The sequence below is a fragment of the Janthinobacterium sp. KBS0711 genome (genome assembly GCF_000988085.1).
Lineage (GTDB): Bacteria > Pseudomonadota > Gammaproteobacteria > Burkholderiales > Burkholderiaceae_D > Janthinobacterium > Janthinobacterium lividum_E.
The window spans coordinates 1,120,201-1,135,998 of the sequence record NZ_LBCO01000024.1; the positions used below are offsets into that span (position 1 = coordinate 1,120,201).

A 15,798-nucleotide genomic window follows, 5' to 3' on the forward strand; every position below is an offset into this window, starting at 1 on the left:
AAGCACAGACATTCAAACAAGACAAAGGAAACCAAGTTGAAAACCTCACTGCTCGAAGGCAAAAAGCCTGCTCATTTCGATAAACACATCATCGGCAACCTGCTGCTCAACGCCAGCACGCCGGAACTGGTGCGCCAGGAAAAACTGATCATCGGCGTGCGCAATGAAGACGGTGAAATCTACCGCCTGATCGGCGCCACCAAGCACAACAGCTTCATGAACGCCGTCGAGGAACTGTTCGACCTGGGCTTGACCGATGAGCTGGAAGACAGCGACGAACTCGTTGAAGGCTGCGACGCGATATTTAGCGAAGCAGACTGATAACGCTCGCATGCTCCAAAAAGGGCATGCCGCTGATCCAGCGGCATGCCTTTTTCCGTTTATGGGGCTTTGCTTGCCTTTTGCCAGGCTGTTTGCGAAAAGATCATGCTTAAAAAGTTCCGCACGGAAATATTGCGAGTATAATTTTTTCAATGAACAGACTCGACGCCTTTAAAAGCATCGCCGCACAAGCCGCTCGTGGCGAGCTGACCTTTCCTGCCAATGTGGACGCTTCGCTCAAGCTGCAAGAGGCGCTGGCCGATCCCGACTGCCATATCGAGGCCGCCGCCAAGCTGGTGCAGGCTGACCCGCTGCTGGCGGCGCGCACGGTGGCCATCGCCAATTCCGTGGCGTTCAACCGTTCCGGCAATGAAATCACCAGCGTGCGCAACGCCGTGCAGCGGCTCGGCGTGCGTACCTTGCAATCGGTGGTGGCATCGCTGATCGTGCGCCAGCTGGGCAGCACCATCACCGATCCCGTGCTGCAGGCGAAGGCTAACCAGCTGTGGGAGCATACGGCCCACGTGGCGGCCCTGTCGCAGGTACTGGCCCGCCGCGTCACCAAGGTGGACCCCGATACGGCCCTGTTTGCCGGCATCATGCATGAAGTGGGCGGCTTTTATCTGCTGTCGCGCGCGGCCGAATTCCCCGGCATCCTCGACGGCGAACCGGAGGACTGGGTCGAACATGGCGAACAGGCCATCGGCCATGGCGTCCTGACCAAACTGAAAGTGCCGGAAGCGGTGATGGGCGCCATCGACGCTCTGTGGGAAGGCTTGCGCGCCATCCCGCCCGAATCGCTGGGCGACACCTTGCTGCTGGCAAATGACCTGGCGCCCGTCTCGTCGCCGCTCAACGAAAGCCCGGCCGCCATCGCCGTGCGGGCCGCCCGCGCCGCGCGCAGCATCGATTGCCTGATCGGCGACGATGCGACCTTGTCGAGCATCATGGAAGAATCGGACGATGAAGTGCAGTCGCTGCTGAAGGTGCTCGTGCACTAAGCTGCCTGCCACGCCGAATGCAAGCACTCACTATCAGCAGCAGGCGCCAAGCATTCCAAACAAAAAAAACCCGCTCGAAAGCGGGTAAAGTCCAAAGCTAGGGATGTCCTGAAAGAGACAGCCCTATCTTATGCGCTGCGCCGCGCCGGCTCCGTGCGCTGGCTCACTTAGCGCGCAGATTATCCCGGCAACAGTTCCACGTCCGTTTCCTGCCAGGCGCGCAGCTGCCGCACGCGGGCAAACCACGCCTGGATGTGCTGGTACTGCGCCAGCGGCAAGCGCACGGCCTCGCTGTACATCAGCGGCGCGGCCACGGCGAACTCGGCCAAGGTCAAGGCATCGCCGCAGAGCCACTCACGCTGCGCCAGGTGCGCGTCCAGCACCATGGCGCAGGCATGCAGTTCATGCTCGCCGCGCGCCTCTTCCAGCGGGTCCGCCGGACCATTGCCCGTCATGCCTTTCCAGGCGCGCTCCCAGGCCAGCACGCTGACGGCGGGCGCAAAGTGCTGCGCGGCCCAGAACAGCCAGCGGTTGACGTCGGCGCGCGCTTGCGGCGCCTGCGGATAAATCGTCTGGCCCGGCACCTGCTCGGCCAGGTATTGCATGATGGCGCACGATTCCCACAGCAGGAAATCGCCATCGGCCAGCACGGGCACTTTGCCGTTCGGGTTCAGTTCGAGCAGGCGGCGGCGGTCGTCCGCATTCATCAGGTCGACTTCGGCCAGCTCCAGCGGCAAGCCGAGGTGGATCGCCGTCATCAGCGTACGGCGGGCATTCGAAGACATGGGGTGGTGGTACAGGCGCATGATGGATGGCTCCGGTGAGTGAAGAAGCCACCATCGTAGTCGCCGTCACTGACAGTTTTTGTCAGGAGCGAATGTCAGGATTCCGGGTCAATCTCGTGGGCCTTGCGCCAGGCATCGAGCAGCACATGGCGCCGCGTGGGATAGCGCTCCGCATGCTGCAGCACCTCGGCGATGCGATCGATGCGGAAATGCCGGTAATCGCCGCGCAGCTCGCACCAGGCGGCCAGCAGGCGCTTGCCTTCGAAAAAAGCCAGGGCGAACGGCCACACCGTGCGCGAGGTGGCGCTGCCATGCTCATCCTGATAGGCCAGCGTGAGCTTCTGTTCGTAGCGGATCGCCTCGCGCACGGGCTGCACGTAACGGTCGGCCGGCTGCGTGCCATCGGCGGGACGCCCCAGCGGCACCCACAAGCTGGTCTCGGCCATGCTGTCGCGCAAGTCGCGCGGCGAAGCGGCGGCGATCTTGGCCAGGGCATTGCTGGCCGCCTGCGCCAGGCCCGCATCACCTTGCCGGCGCACCCAGCGCGCCCCCAGCACCAGCGCTTCCAGTTCATCGGGACCGAACATCAGCGGCGGCAGGAAGGCGCCGCGGCGCAGCACATAGCCGATGCCGGCTTCGCCCTGCAGGGGCGCGCCCAGTTCGGCCAGGGTCTGGATATCGCGGTAAATCGTGCGCTCGGATACCCCCAGCTGCTGCGCCAGCTGGGCCGCCGTGACGGGTACGCGCTTGGCGCGCATGGCGTCCATCAGCAGGAATAAACGGCCGCTGCGGCTCATGGGCAGCCCTGCAAAGCCTGGTCGCCCATGACGAGGGCCGACAGGGCCGGCACGTACACATAGCCGTCGGGCGCCAGGCGCGCCGCGCGCGCGCCCTCGTCCACGCCGGCGATGCCGTAGCAGCGCTGCAGACGGGCGGCGGCCGGCCACCAGTAGACGGCCGCCTCCTGGTCGGGAAAGCGCTGGCGCACGCTATCGGCCTGCGCCGCCACTTGCCGGAAGTCGCGGTAAAAGGCGGGGGCAATGCCCAACTCCAAGGCAAACGCCGCTTCCTGCGCCGCCGTCTCTGCCAACCGGGCCGCCAGCGCCGTCGTTTCGCTGTCCAGGTCCTCGGCCGCCACGCCAGCGTCAACCAGGCTGCGGCGCATCTGCACCCGGTCCATCCGCGCGCGCAGGAAAGCCGATTCCTGCAGCGCCAGCACGGCGTCGGCGGGAATGCTCTTGCGCAGCGCAGCGGGGAAAACGTAGAGGGCGCAGCTGCCCGCACATACCGTGTCGATGGCGATGTCGAGCCGCAGCTGACGCACCAGGCGGGCCAGCTGCATCGCCGCCTGCGGGTCGCCCGCGTCGCTATTGACGCGCAACAGCGCGGTGCCCCGCGTGGCCAGCGGCCGCAGCTTGTCCACGTCGCCCTCGGCAATCGGGCCGCGCATGGCGATGCTGCCCGCATCGACACGGCTGAAATCGGCGGCGCCCGCGCATGCCGTCACGCCCGCCATCAGACCTACCCATAAAAAACGCTTCATCGTCATCCGTCACAAAAAAAAACGACCACCGCAAACGGTGATCGTTCTTTCATTCAAGCTGCAAAAAACCCTGCGCTTACACCACGGCGCCGTCGGTTTCGTCTTTTTCCTTGACCGGCTTGATCAAGTCTTCGCGCTTGACGCCCAGCCACATGGCGATCGAGGCCGCGACGAACACGGACGAGTAAATACCGAAGCAGATACCGATGGTCAGCGCCAGTGCGAAATGGTGCAGGGTCTGGCCGCCGAAGACCAGCATCGACAGCACCATCATCTGGGTCGAGCCGTGGGTGATGATGGTACGCGAAATGGTGCTGGTGATCGCGCTGTCGATCACTTCATGCACACTCGCCTTGCGCTGCTTGCGGAAGTTTTCGCGGATACGGTCAAAGATCACCACCGATTCGTTGACGGAATAGCCCAGCACCGCCAGGATGGCCGCCAGTACCGTCAGCGAGAATTCCCACTGGAAGAAGGCGAAGAAGCCCAGGATGATCACCACGTCATGCAAGTTGGCGATAATGGCCGAGACGGCGTATTTCCACTCGAAGCGGATGGCCAGGTAGATCATCACGCCCAGAATCACCATCACCAGCGCGTTCAAGCCATTCTGCGCCAGTTCCTCGCCCACTTGCGGGCCGACGAATTCGACTTTCTGCAGCACGACCGCTTCGCTGCCGGCAGCGTCCATGCACGCGCTCTTGATGACGTGCTCACCCTTTTCGGTGACGGTATCGATGCCCTTGGTCGTCCCTTGCTCGGCCTTGCACAAGGCTTCGAACACGCGCTGCGACGTGTTCGCGGCGCTGACGCCATTTTCCACGGGCAGGCGGATCATCACGTCGCGCGCCGTATCGAAGCTGGTCACGCCTGGCTCTTCATAGCCCATCTTGATCAGGGTGCCGCGTATGCCTTCAAGATTGGCTGCCTTCGGGTATTTCACCTCCATCAAGGTGCCACCCTTGAATTCGACGGACAGGTGCAAGCCCTTGTGCACCAGGAAGAAGACGGCGGCAAGGAAGGTCACGGCCGAAATCACGTTGAAAATCAACGCATGGCGCATGAAGGGAATATCTTTTTTGATCCGGAAAAATTCCATGAAATCCTCTGAGTTCTATTCTGTGCGTCCGGCGGCTGTGCCACCGGACGCGATCGCTGTTGTCGCTATGGAGTGAGTCGGGGACGCCGCTTATTTGCTGGTGCCCGGCACCCACACCGTGCCGATCGACAAGGTCGTCAGCTTTTTCTTGCGGCCATACCAGAGGTTGACCACGCCGCGCGAAACGAACACGGAGGAGAACATCGAGGTCAGAATACCCAGGCAATGCACGACAGCGAAGCCGCGCACGGGGCCGCTGCCGAAGGCCAGCAGCGCCAGGCCGACGATCAGGGTGGTCACGTTCGAGTCGAGAATCGTGGCCCAGGCGCGGTCGAAGCCGGCGGCGATCGCCGCTTGCGGCGTATTGCCGGCGCGCAGCTCCTCGCGGATACGTTCATTGATCAGCACGTTGGCGTCAATCGCCATACCCAGCGCCAGCGCGATAGCGGCGATACCGGGCAAGGTCAACGTCACCTGTATCATCGACAGCAAGGCGATCAGCAACAGCAGGTTGGCCGCCAGGGCCAGCACGCTGAAGGCGCCGAACAGCATGTAGTAGGCGATCATGAAGATGGCGATGGCGATGAAGCCGTACAAGGTCGAGTGGAAGCCCTTGGCGATGTTTTCCGCGCCCAGCTGCGGTCCGATCGTGCGTTCCTCGATGACGGTCATCGGTGCGGACAGGGCGCCCGAGCGCAGCAGCAGCGCCAGTTCGTTGGCGTTTTCCGCGCCGCCCATGCCGGTGATCTGGAAGCGCGAACCGAGTTCCTGCTGGATGGTGGCAACCGACAGCACTTCCGGCTTGCCCTTTTCAAACAGCACGATGGCCATGCGCTTGCCCACGCGTTCGCGCGTCGCTTCGCGCATCTTGCGGCCGCCGTCGCCGTTCAGGTCGATCGATACGGCCGCCTGCTGGTTCTGGTCGAAGCTGGCCGTGGCGCTGGAAATATAGTCGCCCGTCAGGATCACGTCTTTCGCCAGCACGACAGGTACGCCCTTGCCGACGGTGAACAGTTCCGAGTTGAACGGGATGGCGCTCGACAGTTCGGTGCCAGGCACGATAGTTTCATCGACCAGACGCACTTCCAGGGTGGCCGTGCGGCCGATGATGGCTTTCGCGCGGGCCACGTCCTGCACGCCAGGCAATTGCACCACGATGCGGTCAGGACCTTGCTGCTGGATCAGCGGCTCGGCGACGCCCAGCTCGTTGACGCGCTTGGACAGGGTGGAGATATTCTGTTTCACGCCTTCATCGATGGTTGCCTTCAGGGCAGCCGGCTTCAGGGTGATGTTCAGTTTCAGGTCGCTGCCTTCGCCCGCATCGGCAAACGCCAGTTCCGTCATCTGGTCGGACAACACATTTTTTGCCTTCAGGCGCGTTTCCGCGTCGCGGAAGTTGATCTGGACGCTGTCGCCCACGCGCTCGATGCCGGCGTGGCGAATATTCTTGTCGCGCAACACGCTACGCGCGGCGGACTGGACGCCCTGGACTTTCTTGTTCAGTACGGCTTTCGCATCGACCTGCATCAGGAAGTGCACGCCACCGCGCAAGTCCAGGCCCAGGAACATGGGCAAGGCATGCAATTTTTGCATCCACACTGGCGTATTGGCTTGCAGGTTGACCGTCACGATGTACGCGGGATCGGTCGTATCGGGATTGAGGTCCTTTTCCAGCACCAGTTTCGCCTTGAACTGGGTATCGGGATCGGCGAAACGCACGCGCACGGAGGCGAGGTTGCCGGCGCCATCCATGGTGACACCTTCCGACTTGACGTTCTCTTTCGTCAATATTTGCTCGACTTGCGTCATCAGCTCGCCCGTCACTTTGACGGTCGACCTGCCGCTGGTTACTTGCAGCGCCGGTGACTCACCGAAATAATTGGGCGCCGTATAGAGTGCGCCCAGCAATAAGGCGACGACGATGATGATGTATTTCCAGGCAGGATAGCGATTCATATTGATTCAGCGTTCAGTGTTGAGCGTCGGAGGCGTCGCGAGGGGCGGCGGATAGCCGCCCCGTTGAGTCATTGCCGAGGCAATGACAGCGAGGAATTACAGCGCCTTCAGGGTGCCTTTAGGCAGCAAGGTGGTAATGGAGCTCTTTTGCACCGTGATTTCGGTGCCGGTCGCCACTTCGATGGTGACGTAAGCGTCCACTACCTTGACAACACGGCCCAGCATGCCACCGGCGGTGACGACTTCGTCACCCTTGGCCAGCGCGTCCATCATCGCCCGTTGTTCTTTGGCGCGTTTTTGCTGTGGACGGATCATCAGGAAATACATGACCACGAACATCAATACCAGCGGCAGGAAGCTGGTCAGGTTGCCGCCGAGGCCCAGGGCTTCGGTTGGGGCTTGCGCATAAGCGTTGGAAATGAAAAACACGGTGACTCCAGTTCTAATCAGTTTGAAAAAATAGCGCTGTATTCTAGCATTGGCAATCCGCCAAGCCTCCAATTGCAGGCATGGCAGCTTCAAATGGGGCTAAAAAGGCATTATGCAATGCTTTATCGCCCCCGTCCAAGCACCAATACACAAAACTTCCGGCCATGCTGCGGCCAGGGCGCCAGATAAGGTTTTCTTAAGTTCCGCGTGCGCGTTCCGCGTGGAATTGCAGGGTAAACGCGTGGAAACGGTCTTCATCGAGCGCTTCGCGCATCTGGCGCATCAGGTCCAGGTAGTAATGCAGGTTGTGGATGGTATTTAAACGCGCACCGAGGATTTCCTTGGAGCGGTGCAAATGGTGCAAATACGCACGCGAGAAATTGCGGCAGGCGTAGCAGCTGCAGGTCTCGTCCAGCGGCGCCTGGTCTTCCTTGTACTTGGCGTTCTTGATCTTGATGTCGCCAAAACGCGTGAACAGCCAGCCATTGCGAGCATTGCGCGTCGGCATGACGCAGTCGAACATGTCGATACCGTTCGACACACCCGCCACCAGGTCTTCCGGCGTGCCCACGCCCATCAGGTAATGGGGCTTGTTGGCCGGCAGGCGCGGGCCCACGTGAGCCAGCATGCGCATCATGTCTTCCTTTGGCTCGCCGACGGACAGGCCGCCGATAGCGATGCCGGGGAAATCGATCTCTTCCAGCTTGGCCAAGGATTCGTCGCGCAGCATTTCGAACATGCCGCCCTGTACGATGCCGAACAGCGCATTCGGGTTTTCACCGCGGTGGAACTCGTCCTTCGAGCGCTGCGCCCAGCGCAAGGACATGCGCATGGACTTGGCCGCTTCCTCGATGGTGGCCGGACGGCCCTGGATTTCATACGGCGTGCATTCGTCGAACTGCATGACGATGTCCGAATTCAAGACGCGCTGCACCTGCATCGACACTTCCGGCGAGAGGAACAATTTATCGCCGTTGATGGGCGAATTGAAATGCACGCCCTCTTCCGTGATCTTGCGCATGGCGCCTAGCGAAAACACCTGGAAACCACCGGAATCCGTCAGAATCGGCTTGTTCCAGCCCATGAAACCATGCAAGCCGCCGAATTTCTCCATGACGGTGTTGCCTGGACGCAGCCACAAGTGAAAAGTGTTGCCCAGGATAATCTGCGCGTCGATCTCGTTGAGTTCCAGCGGCGACATGGCTTTCACGGAGCCGTAAGTGCCCACTGGCATGAAAATCGGCGTCTGCACGACACCATGGTTGAGTTTCAAGGTGCCGCGGCGTGCCTTGGTCAGGCCGCTCGTGTCGGTCTTGAGTAATGTAAATTCCAGCATGTCAGTCTTTCACGGGAGTATCAAGGTTCAGCGGAGCGCGCGATTGCGTGGTGAGCAGCATCGCGTCGCCATAGCTGAAGAAACGGTAATTCTGCGCGATCGCATGCGCGTAGGCGCTGCGGATCGGCGCATAGCCGGCAAAGGCCGACACCAGCATCAGCAGGGTCGACTTCGGCAAATGGAAGTTGGTGATCAAGCGCGTCACCGTTTTAAACGCATAGCCGGGCGTGATGAACAGGGCCGTATCGGCGCTGCCCGCCACCAGCTGGCCGCTTTGCGAGGCCGATTCCAGCGCGCGCAGGCTGGTCGTACCGACGGCGACCACGTCGCGCCCGGCCAGCTGCGCGGCGCGCACGGCATCGACGGTTTCCTGCGGCATGGTGTACCACTCGGTATGCATCTTGTGTTCGGCCAGCACTTCCGTGCGCACGGGCTGGAAGGTGCCAGCGCCCACGTGCAGGGTCACATAGGCGAAGTTGACGCCCTTGGCCTTCAATTGATCGAGCAGGGTCTGATCGAAATGCAGGCCGGCCGTCGGCGCGGCGACAGCACCGGGCACCTTGTTGAACACGGTCTGGTAGCGCGTCTCGTCGAATGCGTCCGCATCGTGTTCGATGTACGGCGGCAGCGGCAGCCGGCCATGCGCCTCGATCAGCTCGAACACGTCGGCCTCGAAGTGCAGGGTAAAGAATTCGCCGGCGCGCTGGCCGACCGTCACATCGAAGGCGTCGGCCAGGCGGATGCGGCAGCCGGGCGGCGGCGACTTCGACGCGCGCACCTGGGCCAGCACGGTGCGGTCATCGAGCACGCGCTCGACGAGCGCCTCGATCTTGCCGCCGCTTTCCTTGACGCCAAAGAAGCGCGCCTTGAGTACGCGCGTATCGTTCATCACCAGCAGGTCGCCCGCCTGCAACAGCCCGACGATGTCGGCGAACTGGCGGTCGACCAAAGCGTCGCCGTCCAGATGCAACAGGCGCGAGGCACTGCGCTCGGCCAATGGAGTTTGCGCAATGTTTTCTTGCGGCAAATTAAAATCGAAATCGGAAAGCGAATACATGCGTTTTGCTTCAAAAGTACGTCAAAAATGATTAGGAGTGCGCAATGGAACATCTGGCACTATACTGTGCGCCTATACAGGCATTACAATAATCCGCCGCAACAATTTACAACTGCGGTACGCACAGGGTGTGCCGGACAACCCTCTATTTTACGCTAGCGGCACCAAAACCTTGCATATGTCCGATCCAAAGCCCGATCTTCCTCCCGCAGCCAAGCCGGCCGCGAAGCCGAAAGCCGTCAAAAAAGTGGTCAGCACGGAAAGCCGGCTGGCCAAACTGGGCTTGCGCACGGATATGGACCTGGTGCTGCACCTGCCGATGCGCTACGAGGACGAGACCAAGGTCTACACGATACGCGACGCCTGCCTGCGCGGCGGCGAGTCGTGGCAAGTCGAGGGCATCGTCACCAAGTGCGAAGTCAATTTCAAGCCGCGCAAGCAGCTGCTGGTGACGATTGCCGACGAAACGGGCAATTTGCTGCTGCGCTTCATGAATTTCTACGGCAGCCAGGTCAAGCAGCTGGCCGAAGGCACGCGGGTACGTGCGCGCGCCGAACTCAAACACGGCTTTTTCGGCGCCGAGATGGTGCACCCGACGTATAAAGTGGTCAACGAGGGCGCGCCCCTGCCCACCGCACTCACGCCCGTGTACCCGTCCGGTGAAGGCCTGTCGCAGCACGTGCTGCGGCGCGAAATCGCCGACGCCATGCGCCGCATCGACTGGCAGGACACTTTGCCGGACCAGCTGCTGCGCGAGATGCAGCTGTCGCCATTCCGCGCCGCCGTGCACCTGCTGCACTACCCGCCGCAGGACATCGATGAAAGCGCGCTGATGGATCGCTCGCACCCGGCCTGGGTGCGCATGAAGTTCGATGAGCTGCTGGCGCAGCAGCTGTCGCTCAAACGCGCCCAGCGCGCGCGCCGCTCGAAAGGTGCGGCATCGCTGCCCATCGTCGGCAATTTGTCGAACGCCTTCGCCGCCGCCCTGCCCTTCAAGCTGACGGGCGCGCAGGCGCGCGTGCTTGAGGAAATCCGCGCAGACCTGCGCCAGCCCTATCCGATGCAGCGTCTGTTGCAGGGCGACGTCGGCAGCGGCAAGACGGTCGTCGCCGCCCTGTCCGCCACGCAAGCCATCGACAGCGGCTACCAGGCCGCGCTGATGGCGCCCACGGAGATCCTGGCCGAGCAGCACTTCCGCAAGATCGCCGCCTGGATGGAGCCGCTGGGCGTGAAGGTGGCGTGGCTGACGGGCAGCCTGAAGAAAAAGGAAAAGACGGCCGCGCTGGCCCTAATCGAATCGGGCGAAGCGCAGCTGGTGATCGGCACGCATGCGCTGATCCAGGATAACGTGCTGTTTGCCAAACTGGGCCTGGTGATCGTCGACGAGCAGCACCGCTTCGGCGTGGGCCAGCGCCTGACCCTGCGCAACAAGGGCGACAGCGCGGCCGTGCCGCACCAGTTAATGATGTCGGCCACGCCCATCCCGCGCACCCTGGCCATGACGTATTACGCCGACCTGGAAGTGTCGGTGATCGACGAGCTGCCGCCCGGCCGCAGCCCCATCGTCACGCGCGCCATCGACCAGAACCGCCGCGACGAAGTCATCGCCCGCGTGTATGCGGCCGCGCTGGAAGGCCGGCAAGTGTACTGGGTCTGCCCGCTGATCGAGGAATCGGAAGCGCTGCAGCTGCAGACGGCTACCGACACCTACATGATGCTGGCCGAAGCCCTGCCCGCGCTGCAGGTGGGCCTCGTGCACGGCCGCTTGAAACCGGCGGAAAAGCAGGAAGTGATGGACGCCTTCATCGCCGGGCATATCCATGTGCTGGTGGCCACCACGGTCATCGAGGTGGGCGTCGACGTGCCGAACGCCTCGCTGATGGTGATCGAACACGCCGAGCGTTTTGGCTTGTCGCAGCTGCACCAGCTGCGCGGGCGCGTGGGCCGCGGTTCGGCAGCCAGCGTCTGCCTGCTGCTGTACCAGGGCCCCTTGGGCGGCGTGGCGCGCCAGCGCTTGATGACCATGCGCGAAACGACGGACGGTTTTGAAATCGCCCGCCGCGACCTGGAAATCCGCGGCCCCGGCGAATTCCTCGGCGCGCGCCAATCCGGCCAGGCCATGCTGCGCTTTGCCGACCTGGAAACGGATCAATGGCTGGTCGACCAGGCGCGCGACGTGGCGCACGACCTGCTGCACGCCACCACGGCCGCCGCAGCGGCCACCGTGGAAGCGCACCTGGCGCGCTGGCTGGGTGGGAAAGAGGAATTTTTAAAAGTGTAGGTCTTACATTGCATGCTTTGCGCCGTTGTCGGATTAGCGCGCAGCGCGTAATCCGACAACACTGTTAGCGCTGCTCACTCCCGCCCAACACCCGCCACATCCACACCATCCCCGCCCCAATCCGCGGCACACCATCCCTGCCTTACATACCGGTGAAAACTGGAATACGGCCAATCGATGACTTTACTCACAAGACCATGCTTGACGGGGTTGTAGTGGATGTAATCGACGTGGTTTGCGAAGTCGCTCTCGTCACGCAGCACATGCTCCCAGAAACGGTGCTGCCAAACGTCTTTAAATTCTGCATGCTTGCTGAACCACGTCTTGATCAGCCTCCAGCGCATCATGAAATCGGCATCGCCTTCAGGCAAGGTCCAGATGCAGTGCAGGTGATCGGGCAGGATGACGATGGCGTCGATAGCGAACGGCCGTTGATGCCGCACGGCGCGGAAAGAATCACGCAGCAAATCCACGGCATTGGCGGTGGCAAACACGGGCCGGCGATGGGCCGTCACCACCGTGAAGAAAAAGCTGCCGCCTGGCTGGAATGCGCGTCGGTATCGCATGGTTTCGGGGTGTTGTCGGATTACGGCCTTCGGCCTAAGCGCCGTTGGTATTGTTTATTTTCGGGTGTTGTCGGATTACGGCCTTCGGCCTAAACGCCGGTGGTATTGTTTATTTTCGGGTGTTGTCGGATTACGGCCTTCGGCCTAATCCGACCTACGCGATATACGCGGCAGCAGGTCGGGTAGGTCGGATTAGCGTAGCGTAATCCGACTTCCAGCGTAATCCGACTTTTCGCAAACCGCCTTGCGCCCACGCAGCCTACATGCACATCCAGAAACGGTTCGCCAGGTCCAGCATGAAGTCGGGCCGCAGATAGGCCAGGAAGACGATGGCCAGCAGCGCGGCGCCAGCCAGGCGCCACAGCCATGTGCGCCAGCTGGCCATTACGCGGCCACCGCCACGCGCTTGACGGCGCGCTCGTCGATGGGCAGGTTGATCAGCGCGGCCAGCAAGCCCAGGCCGATGGTGATCATCCACACGATGTGGTAACTGCCCTGGTGCTCGTACAGATAGCCGCCCAGCCAGGCGCCGAGGAAACTGCCCACCTGGTGCGAGAAGAACACCATCCCGGCCAGCATCGACAGATGCTTCACGCCGAAGATGCCGGCGATGATGCCGTTCGTCAGCGGCACGGTCGACAGCCACAGCACGCCCATGCCGGCGGCGAACAGGTACACGGACCACGCCGACAATGGCGCCAGCAGGAACGCGGTGATGACCACGGCGCGCGTCACGTAGATGGCCGACAGCAGGTAGCGCTTGGCGATCTTGCCGCCGAGTTTGCCCGCATAGTAGGAACCGACGATGTTGAACAGGCCGATCAGGGCCAGCGCCGTGACGGCGACGTTCGGGTTCATCAGGCCCTGGTCCTTCAGGTAAGCCGGCAAGTGCACGCCGATGAAGACCAGCTGAAAACCGCAGACAAAATAACCGGCCAGCAGCAGCCAGAACGAGCGGCTGGCGATGGCTTCGCTGAAGGCGGCGCCCACGCTTTGCTGCGGGCCGCTGGCGTGCGAGACGGGCGGCTCGCGCAAATAAAAGGCCATCGGGATCATCGCCAGCAGCACCAGCGCGGCCAATACATAAAAGGCGTTTTGCCAGCCCACGACGGAGATCAGCTGCTGCTCCACGGGCATCATGAGGAACTGGCCGAACGAGCCGGCCGCCGACGAAATGCCGAAGGCCCACGAGCGCTGCTCGGGCGGCGCGCTGCGGCCGATGATGCCGCTGATGGCGCCGAACGCCGTGCAGGCCAGCGCCAGGCCGATGAAGATGCCGGAGCCGACGATGAACAGGGTTGGCTGCGTGACAAGCGCCATCCACACGAGGCCCGCCATGTAGCTGATGGCGCCGACGATGACGACGCGCATGGTGCCGAAACGGTCGGCCGCCATGCCGGCGAATGGGCCGAAGACGCCCCACATCAGGTTTTGCATGGCCAGCGCCAGCGAATACGTTTCGCGCGTCCAGCCATTCGCTTGCGAGATCGGCTGCATCCAGAAACCCAGGCCGTGGCGCACGCCCATCGCCAGGGTCAGGACAACGCCGCTGGCGATGAGGACAGTTTTCAGGCTGGGACGGGATGAGTGCAATGTCATGGGGTTCCTGTTCACGCCTGGTCGGCTTGATAGACGAGGCCGATCTGGCCGCGCATGGTGTCGAGATTGCGCATCAGCGCCACGCTGTCGGCGTGCGGCATGAGGGGGCTTTCCAGCAGGCCGGCGCGGATGCAGCGCATCGCTTCGATGGCTTCGTGCGCGTAGCCATTGCCCAGGTGCGGCGCGGCGACGATGCGGCGTTCGCCATCCATGGTTTCGACGATCAGGTGATCAGGCTTGTAAAAACGGTTGGGCAAGCGGATACGCCCCAGGCTGCCGGAAATGGTCATTTCCGTCGGCGTCTGCGCGCGCAGGCTGCAGGCGCACGACGAGGTGCCGCCGCCCGCGTGCAGCAGCGAGAACACGACCTGCTCATCGACGCCGGTGGCGCCCATCTCGGCCAGCGCCTGCACCTGCGATACGGGGCCGAGGAAGAAGGCCGCCATCGACAGCGGGTAGATGCCCACGTCGAGCAGCGCGCCGCCACCGAGTTCCGGATTGAACATGCGGTGCTCGGGCGGGAAGTTGGCGACAAAACCGATATCGGCCTGCACCTGCTGCAGCACGCCGATTTCGCCACTGGCGATGATGCGCTGCGCTTCCTGCACGGCGGGCAGGAAACGGCTCCACATGGCTTCCATCAAAAACAGCTTTTTCTCGCGCGCCATGTCGACCACGGCCTGCGCTTCGCGCGCATTCATGGTGAACGGTTTTTCGCACACGACATGCTTGCCGGCGGCCAGGCACAGCAAGGCATTTTCCGCATGCAGGGTGTGCGGCGTGGCGATGTAGATCACGTCCACGCCAGGATCGTCAGCCAGCGCCTGGTAGGAACCGTGGCAACGTTCGATGCCGAATTCGGCGCCGAAGGCCTGCGCACCGGCGCTGCTGCGCGAAGCGACCGCCACCAGTTGCGCACCGGGCGCGTCACGCAAGCCATTGGCCATCGCGCGGGCGATCTTGCCGGTGCCGAGGATGCCCCAGCGGACGGTATTTTCCATGCTATTGATCTCTTTCTGCGCCAGCCACCTTGCGCTTCGGGCGGAACACCGCCGCGTCATTGTAAAAATCGTCGTCCTGGCCTTCGCACCAGCCGGGCAAACCCAGCACGGGCAGCGGCGTGAAGTCCGCCGTGGTGAGACCTTGCTGCGCCAGGTCTTGCGCCACCCGCTCGTCGAGCCAGGCGCGGCGTGCCGCATCATCGAGCGCAAAGTAGGCATCGCCGGCAAAGATCACGCGCGTGTGCGCCGTGATGGCCTTGCGCGGCGCCACCAGTTTTTCCATCAGCGCGTGGCCGAACAGCCAGACATCGGCGTCGCCGCCCGCGCCAAATTTCTCGCGCTGCGCAATGAAGGCGCTGCGCCATTCATGCCCGCGCAAGGCCGCGTCCAGCGCGCGCCCCGCGTCGCTGTCGCGCAGCACCAGCAAGGCGGAATTTTCGTCAAAAATCGTCGCGCCATCGCGCGCGGGACCACGCGATTTGCCCACGCCGGACATGGCGATCTGCGCGGCCTGCAGCGCATTCAATTGCCGCTTGATGCGGGGGAAGGTCAGCCACACGAGCGCGTTGAAAAAATCATGCAGATTGTCGCGCGTGGGCACGCCGCCCGTCGCGCCGATGAACTCTTCGTAGGCGACGCCTTCGGGCAGGTCCGCTTGCGGCACGAAGGCCAGCGGCAGGCCGGATGGATTGCGCAAATCCAGCGCCCGCGCCCGTCCATTGAGCGCGGCAATCACCGTGTCGCGCTGCAGGTCCAGCTGCCGTCGCGCCGGCAGCACCGTGGCAAACCAGGGGCGGGTCCAGTCTATCGATGGCAGCATGAAC

Annotated in this window: 16 protein-coding genes; 3 read left to right on the forward strand and 13 right to left on the reverse strand. The window is 62.7% G+C overall.

What is annotated here, in order from left to right; translation table 11 throughout:
- The first annotated feature begins 36 nt into the window (after positions 1-36).
- Together VM94_RS17620 and VM94_RS17625 are read left to right on the forward strand one after the other, a co-directional pair.
- The gene (locus VM94_RS17620) at positions 37-321 is read left to right on the forward strand and encodes a hypothetical protein (protein ID WP_034745526.1); all 285 of its coding nucleotides are present in this window, start codon (positions 37-39) and stop codon (positions 319-321) included.
- 152 nt (positions 322-473) lie between these two features.
- Positions 474-1,322 (forward strand): HDOD domain-containing protein, encoded by an 849-nt coding sequence (locus VM94_RS17625; protein ID WP_046684532.1) that lies wholly within the window; start codon positions 474-476, stop codon positions 1,320-1,322.
- 179 nt (positions 1,323-1,501) lie between these two features.
- Here the strand turns inward: VM94_RS17625 and VM94_RS17630 are convergent, their stop codons facing one another.
- The 8 genes from VM94_RS17630 to queA form a co-directional block, all read right to left on the reverse strand.
- Positions 1,502-2,128 carry a glutathione S-transferase family protein gene (locus VM94_RS17630; RefSeq protein WP_046684533.1) on the reverse strand — a complete coding sequence of 209 codons (627 nt, stop codon included), beginning with the start codon at positions 2,126-2,128 and terminating at the stop codon, positions 1,502-1,504.
- Positions 2,129-2,202: 74 nt separating this feature from the next.
- Positions 2,203-2,904 carry a helix-turn-helix transcriptional regulator gene (locus tag VM94_RS17635; protein ID WP_046684534.1) on the reverse strand — a complete coding sequence of 234 codons (702 nt, stop codon included), beginning with the start codon at positions 2,902-2,904 and terminating at the stop codon, positions 2,203-2,205.
- Positions 2,901-3,650 (reverse strand): hypothetical protein, encoded by a 750-nt coding sequence (locus tag VM94_RS17640; protein WP_138828967.1) that lies wholly within the window; start codon positions 3,648-3,650, stop codon positions 2,901-2,903. Before VM94_RS17640 ends, VM94_RS17635 begins: the two co-directional genes overlap by 4 nt.
- A gap of 76 nt (positions 3,651-3,726) precedes the next feature.
- A complete protein-coding gene (gene secF / locus VM94_RS17645; protein ID WP_046684536.1) occupies positions 3,727-4,749 on the reverse strand; it encodes a protein translocase subunit SecF in 1,023 nt (340 codons plus the stop codon).
- 90 nt (positions 4,750-4,839) lie between these two features.
- The gene (gene secD / locus VM94_RS17650; RefSeq protein WP_046684537.1) at positions 4,840-6,705 is read right to left on the reverse strand and encodes a protein translocase subunit SecD; all 1,866 of its coding nucleotides are present in this window, start codon (positions 6,703-6,705) and stop codon (positions 4,840-4,842) included.
- 96 nt (positions 6,706-6,801) lie between these two features.
- The gene (gene yajC, locus VM94_RS17655) at positions 6,802-7,134 is read right to left on the reverse strand and encodes a preprotein translocase subunit YajC (protein WP_046684538.1); all 333 of its coding nucleotides are present in this window, start codon (positions 7,132-7,134) and stop codon (positions 6,802-6,804) included.
- A gap of 196 nt (positions 7,135-7,330) precedes the next feature.
- Complete coding sequence (gene tgt / locus VM94_RS17660) at positions 7,331-8,470, reverse strand: tRNA guanosine(34) transglycosylase Tgt (protein WP_034745502.1); 1,140 nt, start codon at positions 8,468-8,470, stop codon at positions 7,331-7,333.
- A gap of 1 nt (position 8,471) precedes the next feature.
- Positions 8,472-9,527, reverse strand: coding sequence for a tRNA preQ1(34) S-adenosylmethionine ribosyltransferase-isomerase QueA (queA, locus tag VM94_RS17665; protein WP_046684539.1), 1,056 nt, complete (start codon positions 9,525-9,527; stop codon positions 8,472-8,474).
- 178 nt (positions 9,528-9,705) lie between these two features.
- Between queA and recG the strand changes: the two genes are divergently transcribed.
- Entirely contained in the window at positions 9,706-11,808 is a 2,103-nt protein-coding gene (gene recG / locus VM94_RS17670; protein WP_046684540.1) for an ATP-dependent DNA helicase RecG, read from the forward strand.
- A gap of 74 nt (positions 11,809-11,882) precedes the next feature.
- Here the strand turns inward: recG and VM94_RS17675 are convergent, their stop codons facing one another.
- The 5 genes from VM94_RS17675 to VM94_RS17690 all read right to left on the reverse strand — a co-directional run bounded on the left by VM94_RS17675 (position 11,883) and on the right by VM94_RS17690 (position 15,794).
- Entirely contained in the window at positions 11,883-12,374 is a 492-nt protein-coding gene (locus VM94_RS17675; protein WP_046684541.1) for an REP-associated tyrosine transposase, read from the reverse strand.
- Positions 12,375-12,633: 259 nt separating this feature from the next.
- Positions 12,634-12,759: a hypothetical protein gene (locus VM94_RS29345; RefSeq protein ID WP_257620246.1), complete on the reverse strand. Its 126-nt coding sequence runs from the start codon at positions 12,757-12,759 to the stop codon at positions 12,634-12,636.
- Entirely contained in the window at positions 12,759-13,973 is a 1,215-nt protein-coding gene (locus VM94_RS17680) for an MFS transporter (protein WP_082127760.1), read from the reverse strand. The genes VM94_RS29345 and VM94_RS17680 overlap by 1 nt, the downstream gene beginning before the upstream one ends.
- Before the next feature lie 11 nt (positions 13,974-13,984).
- The gene (locus VM94_RS17685) at positions 13,985-14,974 is read right to left on the reverse strand and encodes a Gfo/Idh/MocA family protein (protein ID WP_046684542.1); all 990 of its coding nucleotides are present in this window, start codon (positions 14,972-14,974) and stop codon (positions 13,985-13,987) included.
- Position 14,975: 1 nt separating this feature from the next.
- Positions 14,976-15,794: a DUF3025 domain-containing protein gene (locus VM94_RS17690; protein WP_046684543.1), complete on the reverse strand. Its 819-nt coding sequence runs from the start codon at positions 15,792-15,794 to the stop codon at positions 14,976-14,978.
- Between the last annotated feature and the right edge of the window lie 4 nt (positions 15,795-15,798).